The 18,297-nt window shown below is 62.0% G+C and carries 15 protein-coding genes; 8 read left to right on the forward strand and 7 right to left on the reverse strand.

Translation table 11 applies throughout. The features are described 5' to 3' along the window. Positions 1–119: 119 nt before the first annotated feature. Complete coding sequence (locus DDZ17_RS01205; RefSeq protein ID WP_116364913.1) at positions 120–1,193, forward strand: 3-deoxy-7-phosphoheptulonate synthase; 1,074 nt, start codon at positions 120–122, stop codon at positions 1,191–1,193. Between the two features lie 91 nt (positions 1,194–1,284). Here DDZ17_RS01205 and nfuA read toward each other — a convergent pair whose 3' ends face one another. Next, on the reverse strand, positions 1,285–1,860 hold the full coding sequence (gene nfuA / locus DDZ17_RS01210) for a Fe-S biogenesis protein NfuA (protein WP_116364136.1): 576 nt from the start codon (positions 1,858–1,860) through the stop codon (positions 1,285–1,287). Between the two features lie 196 nt (positions 1,861–2,056). Here nfuA and metH point away from each other — a divergent pair, with 196 nt between their 5' ends. Next, a complete protein-coding gene (metH, locus tag DDZ17_RS01215; RefSeq protein ID WP_116364137.1) occupies positions 2,057–5,743 on the forward strand; it encodes a methionine synthase in 3,687 nt (1,228 codons plus the stop codon). Positions 5,744–5,753: 10 nt separating this feature from the next. Beyond that, the gene (locus tag DDZ17_RS01220) at positions 5,754–5,984 is read left to right on the forward strand and encodes a DUF2970 domain-containing protein (RefSeq protein WP_116364138.1); all 231 of its coding nucleotides are present in this window, start codon (positions 5,754–5,756) and stop codon (positions 5,982–5,984) included. Between the two features lie 27 nt (positions 5,985–6,011). On the opposite strand, the gene DDZ17_RS22655 is transcribed toward DDZ17_RS01220, so the two are convergent. Continuing rightward, entirely contained in the window at positions 6,012–6,125 is a 114-nt protein-coding gene (locus DDZ17_RS22655; protein WP_193940521.1) for a methionine synthase, read from the reverse strand. A 206-nt stretch (positions 6,126–6,331) separates the two neighbouring features. Between DDZ17_RS22655 and DDZ17_RS01225 the strand changes: the two genes are divergently transcribed. From DDZ17_RS01225 to DDZ17_RS01235, 3 genes are all read left to right on the forward strand, one after another. Continuing rightward, a complete protein-coding gene (locus DDZ17_RS01225) occupies positions 6,332–7,996 on the forward strand; it encodes a nitrite/sulfite reductase (protein ID WP_116364139.1) in 1,665 nt (554 codons plus the stop codon). Beyond that, positions 7,980–8,450, forward strand: a complete 471-nt coding sequence (locus tag DDZ17_RS01230; RefSeq protein ID WP_116364140.1) for a DUF934 domain-containing protein — start codon at positions 7,980–7,982, stop codon at positions 8,448–8,450. Before DDZ17_RS01225 ends, DDZ17_RS01230 begins: the two co-directional genes overlap by 17 nt. Positions 8,451–8,537: 87 nt before the next feature. Beyond that, positions 8,538–9,716 carry a cation:proton antiporter domain-containing protein gene (locus DDZ17_RS01235; RefSeq protein WP_116364141.1) on the forward strand — a complete coding sequence of 393 codons (1,179 nt, stop codon included), beginning with the start codon at positions 8,538–8,540 and terminating at the stop codon, positions 9,714–9,716. Between the two features lie 65 nt (positions 9,717–9,781). Here DDZ17_RS01235 and DDZ17_RS01240 read toward each other — a convergent pair whose 3' ends face one another. Then, positions 9,782–10,711: an electron transfer flavoprotein subunit alpha/FixB family protein gene (locus DDZ17_RS01240; protein WP_116364142.1), complete on the reverse strand. Its 930-nt coding sequence runs from the start codon at positions 10,709–10,711 to the stop codon at positions 9,782–9,784. Next, positions 10,711–11,460, reverse strand: a complete 750-nt coding sequence (locus DDZ17_RS01245) for an electron transfer flavoprotein subunit beta/FixA family protein (protein ID WP_116364143.1) — start codon at positions 11,458–11,460, stop codon at positions 10,711–10,713. The genes DDZ17_RS01240 and DDZ17_RS01245 overlap by 1 nt, the downstream gene beginning before the upstream one ends. A gap of 304 nt (positions 11,461–11,764) precedes the next feature. Between DDZ17_RS01245 and DDZ17_RS01250 the strand changes: the two genes are divergently transcribed. Beyond that, the gene (locus DDZ17_RS01250; RefSeq protein ID WP_116364144.1) at positions 11,765–13,417 is read left to right on the forward strand and encodes an electron transfer flavoprotein-ubiquinone oxidoreductase; all 1,653 of its coding nucleotides are present in this window, start codon (positions 11,765–11,767) and stop codon (positions 13,415–13,417) included. A 150-nt stretch (positions 13,418–13,567) separates the two neighbouring features. Here DDZ17_RS01250 and DDZ17_RS01255 read toward each other — a convergent pair whose 3' ends face one another. After that, positions 13,568–14,113 carry a DUF1285 domain-containing protein gene (locus tag DDZ17_RS01255; protein ID WP_116364145.1) on the reverse strand — a complete coding sequence of 182 codons (546 nt, stop codon included), beginning with the start codon at positions 14,111–14,113 and terminating at the stop codon, positions 13,568–13,570. A gap of 53 nt (positions 14,114–14,166) precedes the next feature. On the opposite strand from DDZ17_RS01255, the gene DDZ17_RS01260 reads away from it, so the two are divergent. Then, positions 14,167–15,018 (forward strand): YiiX/YebB-like N1pC/P60 family cysteine hydrolase, encoded by an 852-nt coding sequence (locus DDZ17_RS01260; protein ID WP_116364146.1) that lies wholly within the window; start codon positions 14,167–14,169, stop codon positions 15,016–15,018. A 20-nt stretch (positions 15,019–15,038) separates the two neighbouring features. Here the strand turns inward: DDZ17_RS01260 and DDZ17_RS01265 are convergent, their stop codons facing one another. Both DDZ17_RS01265 and DDZ17_RS01270 read right to left on the reverse strand, forming a co-directional pair. Then, positions 15,039–16,223: a phosphoglycerate dehydrogenase gene (locus DDZ17_RS01265; RefSeq protein ID WP_116364147.1), complete on the reverse strand. Its 1,185-nt coding sequence runs from the start codon at positions 16,221–16,223 to the stop codon at positions 15,039–15,041. Positions 16,224–16,268: 45 nt separating this feature from the next. After that, complete coding sequence (locus DDZ17_RS01270; protein ID WP_116364148.1) at positions 16,269–18,149, reverse strand: SurA N-terminal domain-containing protein; 1,881 nt, start codon at positions 18,147–18,149, stop codon at positions 16,269–16,271. Between the last annotated feature and the right edge of the window lie 148 nt (positions 18,150–18,297).

Genomic DNA, 18,297 nt, shown 5'->3' on the forward strand with positions numbered 1-18,297 from the left:
AAGGCCGCAGGCTGCTATAGAATGTCGCGCCCTCCAGCGGGCGAATGGCGTACCTGTTGCCGCACAACTGCATAGCCATGGCCGGCGCGAGAGGCAAACACTCTAGCAGGTAAGCAGTAATGAGCAACACAGCCGTACACAATATCAATGTCGCCTCCCAGGATGTGCTGATCACCCCGGAGCAGCTGAAAAGCGCCCTGCCCCTGAGCGACGCGGCCCAGCGCATGGTCACCGGCAGCCGCCAGACCATTTGGGACATTCTCGACCGCAAGGACCCGCGCCTGTTTGTGGTGGTGGGCCCCTGCTCCATCCACGACCCGGCAGCCGCCCTGGACTATGCCCGGCGCCTGCGCGAACTGGCCGAGGAAGTCTCCGACACGCTCTACATTGTGATGCGCGTGTACTTTGAGAAACCCCGCACTACCGTGGGCTGGAAGGGGCTGATCAACGACCCCTACCTGGACGACTCCTTCAAGATCGAGGAAGGTCTGCACATCGGCCGCAAACTGCTGCTGGACATTCTCGAGCTGGGCCTGCCCACCTCCACCGAGGCGCTGGACCCGATTTCGCCGCAGTACCTGCAGGATCTGATCAGTTGGTCCGCCATTGGCGCGCGCACCACCGAATCCCAGACCCACCGGGAAATGGCCAGCGGCCTGTCCTGCGCCGTGGGCTTCAAGAACGGCACCGACGGTGGCCTGACCGTGGCCACCAACGCCCTCAACTCGGTGGCCAAGCCCCACCGCTTCCTGGGCATCAATCACGAGGGGCAGGTGTCGGTTTACACCACCAAGGGCAACCGCTACGGCCATGTGGTGCTGCGTGGTGGCAGCGCGGGGCCAAACTACGATTCAGTACACGTGAAACTGTGCGAGGATGCGCTGGAGAAGGCCAAGGTGCCGCAGAACATCATGGTGGACTGCTCCCACGCCAACTCCAACAAACAGCCCGAGCTGCAGCCGCTGGTGATGGAAGACGTGACCCACCAGATTCTGGAAGGCAACCGCTCGATAGTGGGGCTGATGATCGAGAGCAACCTGAAGGCGGGCAATCAGTCGATCCCGGAGAATCTGGCCGACCTGGAATACGGCGTATCCGTCACCGATGGCTGCATCGACTGGGATACCACCGCGAATGCCCTGCGGGAAATGCGGGCCAAGCTGAAAACTGTGCTACCGGGGCGCAAGGCCTGAGGCACAGCACTAGAACGCCGCCAGAAAAACAACAGCAATCAATGCAAAAAGGGCCAGCAAATGCCGGCCCTTGCAGTCTCCACACCCTGGGTCAGATGTAAGCGTTCGAGCGGTCCGTGTGATCGGTCATGTCACGCACACCCGCCAGCATCGGCAGCTGCTCCAGCAGGGTTTTCTCCACCCCACCCTTGAGGGTCTGGTCGACCATGCCGCAGCCCTGGCAACCGCCGCCAAAGCGCAGGATGGCGTAGTTGTCATCGGTGACCTCCACCAGGCTCACTTCGCCGCCATGGGCCGCCAGCGCCGGATTCACTTCGTTGTAGAGCACGTAGTTGATGCGATCTTCCAGCGGGCTGTTCTCGTCCACCCGGGGCAGCTTGGCATTGGGGGCCTTGATGGTGAGCTGGCCGCCCATGCGGTCTTTGGAGTAATCGACCAGCGCGTCTTCCAGGTAAGGCAGGCTGCGGCCATCGAACCAGGCGGTGAATTTCTCGTAGGGGCGCTCTTCATCGCCCTCCTGCACATCGCCGTCGCGGGCGTAGGCAATGCAGGTTTCGGCGCGGGGCGTGCCGGGCTGGTTGATAAAAACACGGACGCCAAGGGTGTCTTCCTGCTTGGACAGCAGTTCGGCGAGATAGTCCTGGGCGGATTCGGTGATGGTGACCATAGCGAGCTCGATTCCGGTGAAACGTGTTTCCGAGTAAAACGGTCAGGTATTCTAGCACCCTCTCTAGCTATCTACGAGAAGTCTTTGAATTTGAACGCCCTTGCCGGCCTCGTTCTGCTAGAATACGCGCCCTCTCGCCGGCCCTGGCGGCCGGCTGGCACCGTGAAACAGCGCAATTGAACCGCAGGATGTAACCATGCCTACCCGCAAGCCCTCCCCCTCCGCCATCGAGCGGGCCCTGAACGAGCGTATCCTGGTGCTGGACGGCGCCATGGGCACCATGATTCAGGCTCAGGGGCTGACCGAGGAGGACTACCGCGGCGAGCGTTTTGCCGATCACCCCGGCGATCTCAAGGGCAATAACGACCTGCTGTCGCTGACCCGCCCCGATGTCATCAAGCGCCTGCACCAGGAGTTTCTGGACGCCGGCGCCGACATCATCGAAACCAATACCTTTAACAGCACCGCCGTGGCCCAGGGCGACTACGACCTGCAGGCCGCGGTGTACGAGCTGAACGTGGCCGGTGCCAGACTGGCCCGGGAAGTCGCCGACGCCCAGACGACCAAAACCCCGAACAAGCCGCGCTACGTTGCCGGCGTGCTGGGGCCGACCCCGCGCACCGCATCCATCTCACCCGACGTGAACGACCCCGGCGCCCGCAACATCCGCTTTGACGAACTGGTGAGCGACTACAGCGAGGCCACCCGCGCGCTGATCGAGGGCGGTGCCGACCTGCTGATGATCGAAACCATCTTCGACACCCTGAACGCCAAGGCGGCCATTTTCGCCGTACAGGGCGTGCAGGAAGAACTTGGCACCGAGCTGCCGCTGATGATTTCGGTGACCTTCCCCGACACCAGCGGCCGGGTTCTCTCGGGCCAGAGCCCCGAGGCATTCTGGAACGCCATTGCCCATGCCAAGCCGCTGATTGTCGGCAGCAACTGCGGCCGGCGCTTCAAGGAGATACGGCCATTTCTGGAGGAGCTGTCCACGGTGGCGGCCTGCTATTTCAGCGCCCACTTGAACGCCGGCCTGCCCAATGCCTTTGGCGAGTACGACGAAACCCCCGAAGACATGTTCGAGGACTTCCGCGGTTTTGCCGAACGCGGCATGCTGAACCTCGCCGGTGGCTGCTGCGGCACCACGCCGGCCCACATTGCCGCCATTGCCCGCGCGGTGCAAGGCATTGCCCCGCGCCCCCTGCCCACCCCGGCGCCGGCCTGTCGCCTGTCGGGCCTGGAGCCCTTCAACATCACCGCCGACTCGCTTTTTGTGAACGTGGGCGAGCGCTGTAACGTCACCGGCTCCGCCGCCTTCAAGCGGTTGATACTGGATGGTGATTTCGAGGCGGCCCTGAGCGTTGCGCGCACCCAGGTGGAAGACGGCGCCCAGGTGATCGACGTGAACATGGACGAAGGCATGCTGGATGCCGAGAAGGCCATGGTCACCTTCCTCAACCTGGTGGCCTCGGAGCCGGACATCACCCGCGTGCCGATCATGGTGGACTCCTCCAAGTGGAGCGTCATCGAGGCCGGCCTCAAATGCATCCAGGGCAAGCCGGTGGTGAACTCCATCAGCCTCAAGGCCGGCGAAGCCGAATTCCTGGAGCAGGCCCGCCTGTGCCGGCGCTATGGCGCGGCGGTAGTGGTGATGGCCTTCGACGAAAACGGCCAGGCCGATAACCTCGAGCGGCGCCAGCAGATCTGCCAGCGCAGTTACGACCTGCTGGTGAACGAGGCCGGGTTCAACCCCAGCGATATTATCTTCGACCCGAACATTTTCGCGGTAGCCACCGGGATCGAGGAGCACAACAACTACGCCGTCGACTTCATCGAAGGCACGCGCTTCATCAAGGAAAACCTGCCCGGCGCGCTGGTGTCTGGCGGGGTGTCCAATGTGTCCTTTTCCTTTCGTGGCAATAACCCGGTGCGCGAGGCCATTCACTCGGTGTTCCTCTACCACGCCATTCGCGCCGGCATGGACATGGGCATCGTCAACGCGGGACAGCTGGCGGTGTACGACGAGTTGCCCGGCGAACTGCGCGAGGCGGTGGAGGATGTCATCCTCAACCGCCGCGACGATGGCACCGAGCGACTGCTGGAGTTGGCCGAGCGCTACCGCGACAGCGGCGGTGGCGGCGAGCGCAAGGAAGACCTGAGCTGGCGCGAGTCGGATGTGGCCAAGCGTATCGAATACGCCCTGGTCAAAGGCATCAACACCTACATCATCGAAGACGCCGAGGCGGCCCGCCAGGTGTTTAACCAACCCATCGAGGTCATCGAAGGGCCGCTGATGGATGGCATGAACGTGGTCGGTGATCTGTTTGGCGAGGGCAAGATGTTCCTGCCCCAGGTGGTGAAAAGCGCCCGGGTCATGAAACAGGCCGTGGCCTATCTGCAGCCCTATATCGAGGCCGAAAAGCAGGAAGGCAGCAAGAGCAACGGCAAAATCCTGATGGCCACGGTGAAAGGCGATGTGCACGACATCGGCAAGAACATCGTGGGCGTTGTGTTGCAGTGCAACAACTTTGAAGTGATCGACCTTGGGGTGATGGTGCACTGCGAGGAAATCCTGCGGGTAGCGCAGGCGGAGAACGTCGATATCATCGGCCTGTCCGGCCTGATCACGCCGTCCCTCGACGAAATGGTGCATGTGGCCAGCGAAATGCAGCGGCTGGACTTTCAGGTGCCGTTGATGATCGGCGGCGCCACCACCTCCAAGGCCCACACCGCGGTCAAGATCGAGCCCCACTACCAGAACGACCAGGTGGTGTACGTGCCCGATGCCTCCCGCAGTGTGGCGGTGGCCACCCAGTTGATGGGCAGCAACAAGGCCGCCTATGTGGCGGGCCTCAAAGAAGAGTACACCGTGGTGCGCGAACGGGTGGCCAATCGCCAACCCCGCACCCGCACCCTGCCCTACGCCGAAGCCGCCGCCAACGGCCCGGTACTGGATTGGGCCAGCTACACGCCGCCGGTGCCGAGTTTCACCGGCACCCGGGTGCTTGAAGTACCGATCGAGGCGCTGCTGGAGGTGATCGACTGGACGCCGTTTTTCATCTCCTGGGAACTGGCCGGCAAGTACCCGGCCATTCTCGAAGACGACAAGGTAGGCGCCCAGGCACAGGATCTGTTTGCCGACGCCCAGGCCATGCTGCGGCGGATTATCGATGAACAATGGCTGAAGGCGCAGGCGGTTGTCGGCTTCTGGCCAGCGGCTCGCCGCGGCGACGACATTGTGCTTTACAGCGACGACAGCCGCAGCGAAGAGTTGGAAACCCTCCACCACCTGCGCCAGCAGATGGAAAAGCCCGGCGGCGAAGCCAACTTCTGCCTGGCGGACTACATCGCGCCCGAGGACAGCGGCCTGGCCGACTACGTTGGCGGCTTTTGCGTAACAACCGGCCACGGCGTGATGGAGCGGGTGAAGGCCTACCAGGCCGATCACGACGACTACAACAGTATCATGCTGCGCGCGTTGGCCGATCGCCTGGCCGAGGCCCTGGCGGAATACATGCACCGCAAAGTGCGCACTGAGTTGTGGGGCTACCAGCCCCAGGAACAGCTAAGCAACGAAGAGCTGATTCGCGAGCGCTACCAGGGCATCCGTCCGGCGCCCGGCTACCCCGCCTGCCCCGACCACACGGAAAAGGCCACCCTGTTCCGTCTGCTCGACGCCACGGCCACCACTGGCGTGGAGCTGTCCGACAGCTTTGCCATGCTGCCGGCATCGGCGGTCAGCGGCTGGTACTTCTCCCACCCCGAATCGCGCTACTTTGCCATCGGCAAGATCGGCCGCGATCAGGTGGAAGACATCGCCCGCCGCAAGGGCCTGGAAGAACGTGAAATGGCGCGCTGGCTGGCGCCCAACCTGAATGCCTGAGAGTGCTGCCATGGATGAGCAAAAACCACCGACAAACGACAAGGAAAAACTCAGCCCCTGGCAGGTTGTAAGCTCGGTCTTCGCCGCCGGCTTCGGGGTTCAGAGCAGTCGCAATCGCGAAAGGGATTTCAAGCAGGGCCGGTTCGGGGTGTTTATCGCCGCGGGGATTATCTTCACCCTGCTGTTCATGGGCACCGTGTATACGGTGGTGCAGCTGGTACTGAAAAACGCCGGCCACTAGGGCGTGAGCGGCGCCTTTGGCGCGTGCTTATTGCGGCATGCCAGACAGCCACAGATACAGGCTGAAAACTACGATGGTGATAATGGCGGTGGCCGCAATTGCGTCGGCGCTGCCGTCGGTGTGCTGGGATTGACCTGACATTGAGACTCCTTATTGATCGTCAGTGAACGCGGTTGCGCCGGCCATTATAGCAGTGCTCGGCCACTTGGGAAGGCGCCCGGCAAGGCCTTGCCCTGGCCGGCAAATCGGGTTCTAACCTTATGAAAAGAAGGCATATTTAACCCATAACCTTTTCTGGTATGGTAGCGCCCCAACGCGAACCAGCCAGTGGTGACAGGATCCACCTGATGTACGTTTACGACCAATATGACCAGCGCATCATCGACGAGCGCGTGGCCCAGTTCCGGGACCAGACCCAGCGTTACCTCGCCGGCAAAATCACCGACGAGCAGTTCCTGCCCCTGCGCCTGCAGAACGGCCTGTATATCCAGCGCCTGGCGCCGATGATGCGCATTGCCGTGCCCTACGGCCTGCTCAATTCAAAACAGCTGCGCAAGCTCGCCTACATCACCCGCCACTACGACAAGGGCTACGCCCACGTCAGCACCCGGCAGAACATCCAGCTTAACTGGCCCCTGCTGGAAGAGGTGCCGGACATCCTGGCGGAACTGGCCGAGGTGCAGATGCACGCCGTGCAGACCAGTGGCAACTGCATTCGCAACACCACCACCGACCAGTTTGCCGGCGTGGCGCGGGACGAGTTGGAAGACCCCCGCCCCTGGTGCGAAATCATTCGCCAGTGGAGCACCTTCCACCCCGAATTCGCCTTCCTGCCGCGTAAATTCAAGATCGCGGTGTGCGCCACCGAAGAAGACCGCGCCGCCATCCACGCCCACGACATCGGTGTGGAACTGGTGCCCAATGCCGCTGGCGAGATCGGTTTTAAAGTCCTGGCCGGTGGCGGCCTGGGGCGCACCCCGGTAATTGGCTCCGTGGTCAGCGAATGGATCGAGAAAAAACACCTGCTGACCTTCCTCGAAGCCATCCTGCGGGTGTACAACCAGCACGGCCGCCGCGACAATAAGTTCAAGGCCCGCATCAAGATCCTGGTCAAGGCCATGGGCATTGAGGCCTTCCGCGAGGCCGTGGCGAAGGAATGGGCCCTGGTCAAAGACGGCCCAAGCACCCTGACCGACGAGGAAATCGCTCGCGCCAAGTCCTTCTTTACCGACCCGGCATACGAGCCCTTCGATGATGCTGCGAGCTCGGCCGCCCTCGCCGAACAGGCCGCGGCCGACCCGATTTTCGGCAACTGGATCAAGCGCAACACGGTGCAGCACCGGGTGCCCGGCTACCAGGCCGTCACCATTTCCCTCAAGCTGACCGGCCACGCACCGGGTGACATTACCGACCGGCAGCTGGAATTGCTCGCCGACCTGGCGGACCAGTTCAGCTTTGGTGAAATCCGCACTACCCACCAGCAGAACATGGTGCTGGCAGACGTGCGCCAGCAGGACCTTTACGCACTGTGGCAGCAGCTGCAGGCGGCGGGCCTGGCCACAGCCAACATCGGCTACCTCACCGACATCATCTGCTGTCCGGGCGGTGATTACTGCTCCCTTGCCAACGCCAAATCCATCCCCGTGGCAGAGGCCATCCAGTCCCGCTTCGATGACCTGGACTACGTCTACGACCTCGGCCCGCTGGAGCTCAATATCAGCGGTTGCATGAACGCCTGCGGCCACCACCATATCGGCCACATTGGTATTCTCGGCGTCGATAAAAAGGGCGAGGAGTTCTACCAGGTCTCCCTCGGCGGCAGCCAGGCCAAGGACGCGTCCCTCGGTAAAATCCTCGGCCCCTCCTTCAAGCAGGAAGACATGCCAGAGGTCATGGAAAAAATCATCAACACCTACGTTGATCTGCGCGGCGAAGAGGAAACCTTCCTGGAAACCTACCGCCGCGTGGGTATCGACCCCTTCAAGGAGCGCGTCTATGCCAAGGCTGATTAAAAACGGCGAAGTCGTTACCGACGAGCGCTGGCAGGCACCGGACGCCGAAGCCGAGCAGGCCGCACCGGGCGCCATTGCCACACTGGCCCAGTGGCAGACGCTGGCCGACAAGTCCGGCAGCGCCGTGCAGCTCGAGCCCGGCGACGGCGTGGAGGCCCTGCTGCCCCACCTGAACGAGCTGGCGCTGGTTGCCGTGAACTTCCCGGTGTTTACCGATGGCCGCGGCTTCTCCTACGCCCGGGAGCTGCGCCAGCGCGGCTACACCGGCGAACTGCGAGCGGTGGGCGCCTTTATCCGCGACCAGCTGCACTATCTCAGCCGGGTGGGCTTTGATGCCTTCCAGATGCTCGACGAGGCAGAGCTGGAAAACGCCCTGGCCAGCCTCGGCGATTTTACCGAGCACTACCAGGCGGCCATCGACCAGCCCCTGCCACTGTTCCGGCGCCGGGCCTGATCAGGCGCAATTAATGCCGGGGACGCTTCTGTCCCCTCCCCCTCCCCTCCAGTACACTGTGAATGGACTCACGGTGGTTAGCGCGGTATGGACGGCGGCAGCATTACCTTTTCCTTTTTCCTGATTTTTACCGGCGCGGCCATCTTCGCCTCGGTGGCCCTGTACACCCGCCAGCCCCTGATCATTGCCTATATTGCCCTGGGCGCCGCTATCGGCCCCTACGGCGCGTCGCTGGTGACCGACCTCAAGCTGCTCTCGGACATCGGCCATGTGGGCATCATCTTCCTGCTGTTCCTGCTCGGGCTGGACATGCAGCCGCGCGCACTGATCAGCACCATCCGCAAATCCACCGTGGTCGGTCTCGCCAGCTCCGCCATCTTCGCCCTGATGGGTTTTGCCGTGGCCATGGCATTCGGCTTTGCAGCGCTGGAATCACTGGTCATCGGCGCGGCGATGATGTTTTCCTCCACCATCATCGGCATCAAGCTGCTGCCCACCACCATTCTCCACCACCGCCATATCGGTGAGTTGATGATTGGCCTGCTGCTGCTGCAGGACCTGCTCGCCATCATGGTGCTGGTGCTGCTGGGGGCCGCCGGCGGCGACACCAGTGAGGATGCCATGCTGTGGGAGATCATCTTTCCCTTCCTTGCCCTGCCGCTGTTGGGCGCTGGCGCCTGGCTGGCGGTGCGCTATGTCCTGCTGCCGCTGATCACCCGCTTCGACCGCTTCCACGAATACATCTTCCTGGTGGCACTGGGCTGGTGCCTGGGCGTGGCCGAGGTCGCGGAGTTGGTCGGCCTGTCGGCGGAAATCGGCGCCTTTCTGGCGGGCATTACCATCGCCACCAGCCCCATCTCCCAGTACATCGCGGTCAACCTCAAACCCCTGCGTGATTTTTTCCTGATCCTGTTCTTCTTCTCGGTGGGGGCGCGCTTCGAACTGGCCCTGCTCGGCAGTGTGCTGGTGCCTGCACTGCTGCTATCCGCGCTGGTGCTGGGCGTGAAGCCGGTTGTGTACCGCTATCTGCTCAAGGGAATGAGCGAGAAGCGCGTGCTGGCCTGGGACCTGGGCTTTCGGCTGGGGCAAGCGAGTGAGTTTTCCCTGTTAATCGCCTATGTCGCTGTTGCCAACGGGCTGATTGGGCAGAGTGCCTCGCTGCTGATTCAGGCGACGACGATTATTACGCTGCTGGCGTCGTCATATATTGTGGTGCTGAATTATCCGACGCCGATTGCGATTTCGGATCGGTTGCGAAGGGACTGAAAAAATAGCCCGGACACAAAAAAGCCGGCGCAAAGGCCGGCTTTTCTGATTGGATTGACAGGCGTTTACAGCTTGCCTTCCAGCTCCGGCAGCGCCTCGAACAGGTCTGCCACCAGGCCGTAGTCCGCCACCTGGAAGATCGGGGCATCCTCGTCCTTGTTGATGGCCACGATGACCTTGGAGTCTTTCATGCCGGCAAGGTGCTGAATGGCGCCGGAAATGCCCACCGCGATGTACAGGTCCGGTGCAACGATCTTGCCGGTCTGGCCGACCTGCATGTCGTTGGGTACAAAGCCCGCGTCCACAGCCGCGCGGGATGCACCGATGGCGGCGCCCAGCTTGTCGGCAATGCCGTCCAGCAGTTTGAAGTTTTCGCCGTTCTGCATGCCCCGGCCACCGGAGATAACAACAGACGCTGCGGTCAGTTCCGGACGATCGGACTGGGCCAGTTCTTCACCGACGAATTCGGAGATGCCGGCATCGTGGGCGGCGCCAACCGCTTCAACGCTGGCAGAACCGCCTTCGGCGGCAGCGGCGTCAAAGGCGGTGGTACGCACGGTGATGACTTTCTTGGCGTCAGCAGATTGCACGGTGGCAATCACGTTGCCAGCGTAAATCGGGCGCTTGAAGGTGTCGGCGGATTCCACGGCAATAATGTCGGAAATCTGTGCCACATCCAGCAGGGCCGCTACGCGGGGCATGGTGTTCTTGCCATTGGTGGTGGCGGCGGCAACGATGTTGTCGTAGCCGGCACCCACTTCGGCGATCAGCAGGGCAACATTCTCTGCCAGCTGGTGGCCGTAGGCGGCGTTGTCGGCCACCAGGACTTTGTTGACACCGGCAACGGCAGCCGCCTGCTCGCCCACCGCGCCACAACCGGCGCCAGCGACCAGAATGTCGATATCCGCGCCCAGGGCCTGAGCCGCGGTTACCGCGTTGAGGGTCGCTCCGTTGAGGGTGCTATTGTCGTGTTCTGCAATAACCAGAGTGCTCATCAGATTACTTTCGCCTCGTTCTTCAGTTTGTCGACCAGCTCGTCCACGCTCGCTACCTTGATGCCCGCCTGGCGCTCGGCCGGCGGTTCAACCTTGAGCTGGGTGAGGTGGGAAGTCACTTCCACGCCCAGATCCGCCGGCGAGAAGACGTCCAGCGGCTTCTTCTTGGCTTTCATGATGTTGGGCAGGGAGGCGTAACGGGGTTCGTTCAGGCGCAGGTCGGTGGTGACAATGGCCGGCAGCTTCAGCTTGACGGTCTGCAGGCCACCGTCCACTTCGCGGGTCACGCTGACAGCGTCGCCGTCGATTTTGACTTCCGAGGCAAAGGTGCCCTGGGCCATGTTGGTCAGCGCGCCCAGCATCTGGCCGGTCTGGTTGTTGTCGCCATCGATGGACTGCTTGCCCAGGATGACGAGTTGGGGTTGTTCTTTTTCGACAACGCCCTTGAGCAGTTTGGCGACCACCAGCGGCTCTACGCTGCCCTCGGTCTCTACCTGTACGCCGCGGTCGGCGCCCAGCGCCAGCGCGGTACGAATCTGTTCCTGGCAGGGTTTTTCGCCCACGGACACCACCACAACTTCGGTAGCGACGCCAGCTTCTTTCAGGCGCACGGCCTCTTCCACGGCGATTTCACAGAACGGGTTGATGGCCATCTTGACGTTGTTCAGGTCAACATCGCTACCATCGGCTTTGGCGCGTACCTTGACGTTGTAGTCAACGACGCGCTTTACAGCAACAAGAACCTTCATGGATTCTCCAACACAGTAAGACGTAAGTGGGTGAATTAAGGGCGGTAAAGAAACGGCTGGAAAGCGGCCAAAATCGGGCGCCCGCGATTTAACGGCGAAACATGTTGCCGCCAAAGGTCGGGTAGGTCAATAGCTGTAGGCGACAGCAAAGTTAACGCAAACGGTCAATTTAGCTATACGTACCATTCATCGGCTTTATGGCCATTAATCTTTGAAAATTATATACTTGCGCCCCTTTCAAAGGTCGGCCCCTGCCGCGCCGACTGCACAAACTGACAAAGAGCAACGACAAGAGGACAGGCCTGTGGAACGCGAATCAATGGAATTTGATGTAGTCATCGTCGGCGCCGGACCGGCGGGGCTGTCGGCCGCCTGCCGCATCATGCAGCTGGCCCAGGAAAAATCCCAGGAGATTACCGTTTGCGTGGTGGAAAAAGGCTCCGAGGTTGGCGCTCACATCCTCTCGGGTGCGGTGCTTGAGCCCCGCGCCATCAACGAACTGTTCCCGAACTGGAAGGAGCTCGGCGCGCCGCTCAATACGGAAGTCAGCGAAGACCGTTTCTTCTTTTACACCAGCGAAAAAAGCGCCTTCAAACTGCCCAATTTCTTTATCCCCAAGCCCACCCATAACGACGGCAACTACATTGTCTCGATGGGCAACGTCTGCCGCTGGCTGGCCGAGCAGGCCGAGGGGCTGGGTGTCGAGGTGTACCCAGGCTTTGCCGCCGCCGAAGTGCTCTATCACGAAGACGGCAGCGTCAAGGGCATCGCCACCGGCGACATGGGCATCAGCGCCAGCGGCGAACAAAAAGACGGCTACATGCCGGGCATGGAACTGCACGCCAAATACACCCTGTTCGCCGAGGGTTGCCGCGGCCACCTCGGCAAGCAACTGATCGAGAAATTCGGCCTCAGCGACGGGAAAGACCCCCAGCACTACGGCATTGGCCTGAAGGAGATCTGGGAGATCCCCGCAGACAAGCACCAGCCCGGCCTGGTTGTGCACGGCCTCGGCTGGCCCCTGCAGGAGACTGGCTCCAGCGGCGGCGCCTTCCTCTACCATGCCGAAAATAACCAGGTATACCTGGGCCTGATCGCCGACCTGAACTATTCCAACCCGCACATGAGCCCCTTCCAGGAGTTCCAGCGCTGGAAGCATCACCCCGAAACCATCAAATACCTGGAGGGCGGCACTCGCCTCACCTACGGCGCCCGCGCCATCGCCAAGGGTGGCCTGAATTCCCTGCCGAAAATGCACTTCCCTGGCGGCCTGCTGATCGGTTGCGACGCGGGCACGCTCAACAGTGTGAAGATCAAGGGTAACCACACCGCCATGAAGAGCGGCATGCTCGCCGCAGAAGCCGTGGTAGAAGCCCTCGCCCATGGCGAGAGCGCGCCGAAGGATCTCGCCAGCTTTGCCGACAAGGTCAAAGGCTCCTGGCTGTACGAAGAGCTGTACGCCACCCGCAACTTCTCCGGCTTCATGCACAAGTTGGGCACGCTTGTGGGGTCCGCCATGGTGTGGGTCGACCAGAACATCTTCGGCGGCAAACTGCCCTTCACCCTGCACGACACGGTGCCCGACTACGCCACGCTGAAGCCCGCCGCCGACAGTAAAAAACCGGTCTACCCCAAGCCGGACAACAAAATCAGCTTCGACCGCCTGTCGTCAGTCTTCCTGTCCAACACCAACCACGAGGAAGACCAGCCCTGCCACCTCACCCTGAAGGATGCGGACATTCCGCTGACCCAGAACCTGCCGATGTACGACGAACCGGCCCAGCGTTACTGTCCCGCAGGCGTGTACGAAATCGTCGAGGACGAGGCCGGCAAGCGCTTCCAGATCAACGCCCAGAACTGCGTGCACTGCAAAACCTGCGACATTAAGGACCCGGCGCAGAACATTGTATGGGTAACACCAGAAGGCTTTGGTGGGCCGAATTATCCGAACATGTGACGGACCACAGTGGGGCCGAAATGCCTCACTCACATCCCTCGAAAAGCCTGCATTTGCAGGCTTTTTTTGGCCACCTGCTGGCTTGGTCGTGCCCTGCAGCTTGCGCTCAATCATCAACAGGGCAAGACAGGCAAGGCAAAGGGTGCCAGCTCATCCGCTCGACAGACGCCAGCACTCGCCAGCGCTGCGCACCACCGGATCGCCACCCTCCTCCTCGGCCATCGCCACCAGCCGATACCAGGCGGCCCGGCTGCACAGGGCGGTGAGACCGTGCTTCAGCTGGATGCCGGCCACGCCCTCGCGATTTTCATCGAGAAACAGCCCGTGCGCAGCATCCAGCACCACCTGCTTGCCGGTATTGAGGGTGGCGACAAGATCCTCGCCACGGCGGTCAAACGCGGTAATCAGCAGCGGATGCGCCTCCACCTGCAGGCGCCACTTCTCGCCCGGGGTCACCAGGTAATACTCGCCGTCTGCCTCGCGTCGCAGGATGCTGGCGAACAGGCGCACAATCTCTTCTCGCGCTATCGGCGCGCCTTCGTGCCACCAGCTGCCATCGCTACGAATCACGATATCAATGTCACCCAGCAACGGCGGATGCCACTTCTCCAGCGGCGGCTCATCAAAGTTGCGACGACCCTGCACCTGCTGCTGCAGGCCATCGAGTGTGGGATTACTGCTGTTGGAGGCTGGCATGGAAACTCCCGCTGCGATATAAGGGTGGAGTATAGCGATTTACGAAGGACGGTATGATCAGCTGGATGCGCAAGGCCGTCATTCGGTGGCTGCAACACAAGCGCCCTCTCCCGAGCACGCCACTGAGTGACTTTGAACGGATTCGCCACGAAGTCAAACCCTGCGATGTGATTCTGGTTGAGGGCCGCTCCCGGGTCAGCGAAGTGATCAAGCTGATCACCCAGAGCAGCTGGTCGCACGCGGCGCTCTATATCGGCCGCCTGCACGATCTGGAAAACCCCCTGCTCCGGGATTTGCTGCGCCAGCACTACATCGGCACCGCCGACAAACAGCTGATTATCGAAAGCGAACTGGGCATGGGCACCATCGTGCGCCCGCTGACAGCCTACGAGGAAGAGCACCTGCGCATCTGCCGCCCGCGCAACCTCGGCTACCACGACAGCCAGCAGGTGATTGCCTATGCCATCGGCCGGCTCGGCACCGCCTACGATGTGCGGCAGATTTTTGACCTGGCCCGCTTTCTCTTTCCCTGGTGGATTCTGCCGCGGCGCTGGCGCTCCAGCCTGTTCAAGTCCAACCCCGGCAAGGCCACCCACACCGTGTGCTCCACCATGATTGCCGAGGCCTTTGGCAGCATACAATTTCCCATTCTGCCGCTGGTCAAGCGCCTGGAAGGCGATCGCTACAAGCTCTACATGCGCAACCCCAAGCTGTGCACACCGAGCGACTTCGACTATTCGCCCTACTTCGACATCATCAAGTATCCCTTCCTGGATTTTCACGCCTACAGCGACCAGCGCCTGCTGCCCTGGAGCGGCGCCGGAGAGTTGAGCGATGATGAGCGCGGGCTGTACGTGTCCGTGGGGGAGGAGCTGCCGGCAGTACCGGCAGCGGACGAGGCCTGAGCCGGTCCTGGCCGGCTAAGTCAGCTACAGCTGCCGATAAGGCGGACGCTGGTAACACCATCGAGCTTGCGCATGGTATCCAGCAGTTGTGCCGTTGGGGTGGTGTCGATATCAATCAGGTTGTAGGCCACTTCGTCGCGGCTTTTGTTGAGCATGTCGATCACGTTGATGTTGTCATCGGCCAGCAGCGCCAGCACGCTGCCGAGAATTTTCGGCACGTTGCTGTTGGTCACCGCCAGGCGGCAACCACTGACCCGCTCCAACTGCAGGGTCGGGAAGTTGACAGAGTTGCGAATGTTGCCGTTCTCCAAGAAGTCCCGCAGCTGCTCCACCGCCATCACGGCGCAATTGTCTTCGGCTTCGTCGGTGCTGGCACCAATGTGCGGCGTGAGAATGACATCCTTGCGCCCGATCAGCGCCGGCGAGGGGAAGTCAGCGATGTACTTGCGCAGTTGCCCCTTGTCCAGCGCGGCCACCAGGGCAGCCTCGTCCACAATTTCCTGGCGGGCAAAATTCAGCAGGCAGGCGTGGGGCTGCAGGGCACCCAGTAGTTCGGCGTTGATCAGGTCGCGGGTGGAATCCAGCACCGGCAGGTGCAGGCTGATGTAGTCGCAGCGCGAAAACAACGCCGACAGGGTGTCAGCCTTTTTCACCTCGCTCGGCAGGCGCCAGGCGGCGTCCACCGACAGGGCCGGGTCATAGCCCATCACTTCCATGCCCAGCGTCAGCGCCATTTCGGCCACCAGTGAACCGATGGCGCCAAGGCCCACCACGCCCAGGCGCTTGCCGTAAAGCTCGCTGCCCTTGAACTGCTTCTTCTGTGCTTCCAGCGTACGGTTGAGCTCGGCCTTGTCGGTCACGCCCGCCAGGGTGTCGACGTAGTCGTTCCCCTCCAGAATGCCCCGCGAGCCCAGCAGCAGGCCGGCGGCGACAAGTTCCTTCACCGCGTTGGCATTGGCCCCGGGTGTATTGAAAACCGGGATGCCCCGGCGCGTGCACTCGTCCACCGGAATGTTGTTCACACCGGCGCCCGCGCGGGCAATACCCAGTACGCTGTCGGCGATGTCCGCCGCCTGCAGTTTGTGGCTGCGCAGTAGAATGGCGTCCGGGTGGGCAAATTCGCTGGCGATCTCGTAGCTGTCCCGCGGCAAGCGCTCCAGCCCGAGGATGGAGATCTGGTTGAGTGTCAGAATGCGCTTGGCCATGTACTACGTCCCTGTTCCTTTGGTTCGGTGTTGGGCTTTGTTGTATTAATAGATGGTGATGTCGGCCTGCTCGCGCAGGCCCTGGCGGTACTCTTCCTGCACCAGGGCGCCGTGTTCGCCACCCACCAGCTGGCTGATCTGCGCCTGGCGGCCCGCCGGCAGGCTTGCGAGCTTGCCGGGCGCAACCCGAGATACCTGGTACACCAGCGCATCGCCGGCGGGGGTCATGGTGTAATCAGCAAGCTGCTCGCCATCGGCCGGTGCGCGCAGGGCAAAGGCTGCATCCGCCAGCGCCGGGTTCAGCATGCCGGAATCGCGCTGGGCGCCAATCTCAACCTGCCACTCAAAGCCCAGGCCCTCGGCCACGGCCTCCACGCGCTCGCCACCACGCAGTCTGGCTACGGCCTGGGCAGCGGTGCTGGCAACGGCTTCGCGGGCGCGCTGGTCGCGCAGCGCCAGCACAATGTCATCACGCACCGCTGCAAGGGCTTGCAACTCGGGTGCCTGGTGCTTCTCTACGCGCAATACCACGAAGTGATCCGGGGCCAGCTCGATAACTTCACTGTTATGCCCGACTTCCAGCACGTCTTCAGAGAAGGCCGCCGCCAGCAGGGACGGGTTGGCAAACAGACCGTCAGCCTGGTTGCGACTGACCGGTTCGCTGGTTTCAACGGTCAGATCAAGCTCGGTAGCCGGCCCGGCCAGGCTCTGGGCGTTAAACGCCAGGTCGCGCAGGGCTTCGACGGTGCTCAGCAGCGCGGCCTGGGCCTCGCGCTCCTGAACGCGCTGCTCCAGTTCCGGGCGCATTTCGGCAAAGCTCGGTGCCTCACCCTCACGGCGTTCGGTCACCACGATAAAGTGGGTGCCGGCATCGGTGGTAACCGGGTCAGATACGGTGTTCAAATCCAGTGCGGCAATGGCCTCTTCCATGGCTTCCGGAAAGGCGTCCCCGGCGCTGTAACCCAGGTCACCGCCGGCACTGGCAGAGCCAATATCGTCGGATGCACTCTCGGCGAGCGTGGCGAAATCGGCGCCGTCATTGAGCGCGGTTTGCACTTCACTGATACGCGCGGCGTAATCAGCATCGCTTTCATCGTCGCCCTGGGTCAGCAGGATATGGGAAACGCGGTTTTCCGTCTGGTACTGGTAGCCGCCCTTTTCCTGCTCATACATGGCCATCAGTTCTTCTTCATCCGCCGGCGCAGTGAAGTCGGCCGCCTGCAATTCGATGTAGTTCAGGGTCACACTTTCAGCGCTGTAGAAGTCCGCCTCATTGGCCTGGTAGTAGGCAGCAATGTCATCTTCGCTGACAGAAACGCCCGCCTCCACCGCCGCCAGCGGCACCGTGAGGTAGCGAATATCACGTTGCTCAGCCACGATGCGCGCGGCCAGTTCCCGCTCTGCCGGGGTGCTGAACTCGCTGCCGGGAAGGCCACTGCGCAGCTGATTGACGACCACATCCTGCTGCAGCGCCTGCTTGAAGGATGCCGGCGTATATCCGGCCTGGGCCAGCGTGCTCTTGTACAGCTCAGGCGAGAACTGGCCGTTGATCTGGAACTGCTCCATGCCGCTGATAAGGCGCCCCAGTTCCGCATCGGAAACGGCCAGTTTCATATCATTGGCCGACTGGGTCAGCAGGCGCCGCCCGATAATGCTCTGTAGGGCCTGGCTGCTCAGGCGCTGCTCGTCGAGCATGGCCGGGTCGATGTTCTCGCCGAACATGGAAATCAGCTGGCGCTGCTGGGTGTTAACCACCTGCTGCACCTCCGCCGGGCTGATCTCTTCGCCGTTGACTTCTGCCACCCCGGAGCTGCCGCCACCGAGCAGGATGGATTCGATGCCGAAAAGGGCAAAGGAAACCACGATGACCCACACCACGACCTTGGCCGCGGTGCCTTGAACGTTCTGGCGAATATCTTGCAGCATGGGAGAGTAATCCGATGGACTTCAATGTAAACACGACTGCCGCAGCAGCGTGGCAGGTCGCCATCCGGTGGCGCCCGCCTGTTCTTCAAATACAAAAAAGCGCACGGGAACGTGCGCTTTTTTGTTTCTTACCCTGTCGGGTGTTCCT

It is taken from the genome of Parahaliea mediterranea (assembly GCF_003402235.1).
GTDB classification, from domain to species: Bacteria; Pseudomonadota; Gammaproteobacteria; order Pseudomonadales; family Halieaceae; genus Parahaliea; species Parahaliea mediterranea.

What these genes read in the sequence shown, in the direction of transcription:
- DDZ17_RS01205 (WP_116364913.1), top strand. Translation starts at nt 120, where the DNA reads ATGAGCAACACAGCCGTACACAATATCAATGTCGCCTCCCAGGATGTG.
- nfuA (WP_116364136.1), bottom strand. Translation starts at nt 1,860, where the DNA reads ATGGTCACCATCACCGAATCCGCCCAGGACTATCTCGCCGAACTGCTG.
- metH (WP_116364137.1), top strand. Translation starts at nt 2,057, where the DNA reads ATGCCTACCCGCAAGCCCTCCCCCTCCGCCATCGAGCGGGCCCTGAAC.
- DDZ17_RS01220 (WP_116364138.1), top strand. Translation starts at nt 5,754, where the DNA reads ATGGATGAGCAAAAACCACCGACAAACGACAAGGAAAAACTCAGCCCC.
- DDZ17_RS22655 (WP_193940521.1), bottom strand. Translation starts at nt 6,125, where the DNA reads ATGTCAGGTCAATCCCAGCACACCGACGGCAGCGCCGACGCAATTGCG.
- DDZ17_RS01225 (WP_116364139.1), top strand. Translation starts at nt 6,332, where the DNA reads ATGTACGTTTACGACCAATATGACCAGCGCATCATCGACGAGCGCGTG.
- DDZ17_RS01230 (WP_116364140.1), top strand. Translation starts at nt 7,980, where the DNA reads ATGCCAAGGCTGATTAAAAACGGCGAAGTCGTTACCGACGAGCGCTGG.
- DDZ17_RS01235 (WP_116364141.1), top strand. Translation starts at nt 8,538, where the DNA reads ATGGACGGCGGCAGCATTACCTTTTCCTTTTTCCTGATTTTTACCGGC.
- DDZ17_RS01240 (WP_116364142.1), bottom strand. Translation starts at nt 10,711, where the DNA reads ATGAGCACTCTGGTTATTGCAGAACACGACAATAGCACCCTCAACGGA.
- DDZ17_RS01245 (WP_116364143.1), bottom strand. Translation starts at nt 11,460, where the DNA reads ATGAAGGTTCTTGTTGCTGTAAAGCGCGTCGTTGACTACAACGTCAAG.
- DDZ17_RS01255 (WP_116364145.1), bottom strand. Translation starts at nt 14,113, where the DNA reads ATGCCAGCCTCCAACAGCAGTAATCCCACACTCGATGGCCTGCAGCAG.
- DDZ17_RS01260 (WP_116364146.1), top strand. Translation starts at nt 14,167, where the DNA reads ATGATCAGCTGGATGCGCAAGGCCGTCATTCGGTGGCTGCAACACAAG.
- DDZ17_RS01265 (WP_116364147.1), bottom strand. Translation starts at nt 16,223, where the DNA reads ATGGCCAAGCGCATTCTGACACTCAACCAGATCTCCATCCTCGGGCTG.
- DDZ17_RS01270 (WP_116364148.1), bottom strand. Translation starts at nt 18,149, where the DNA reads ATGCTGCAAGATATTCGCCAGAACGTTCAAGGCACCGCGGCCAAGGTC.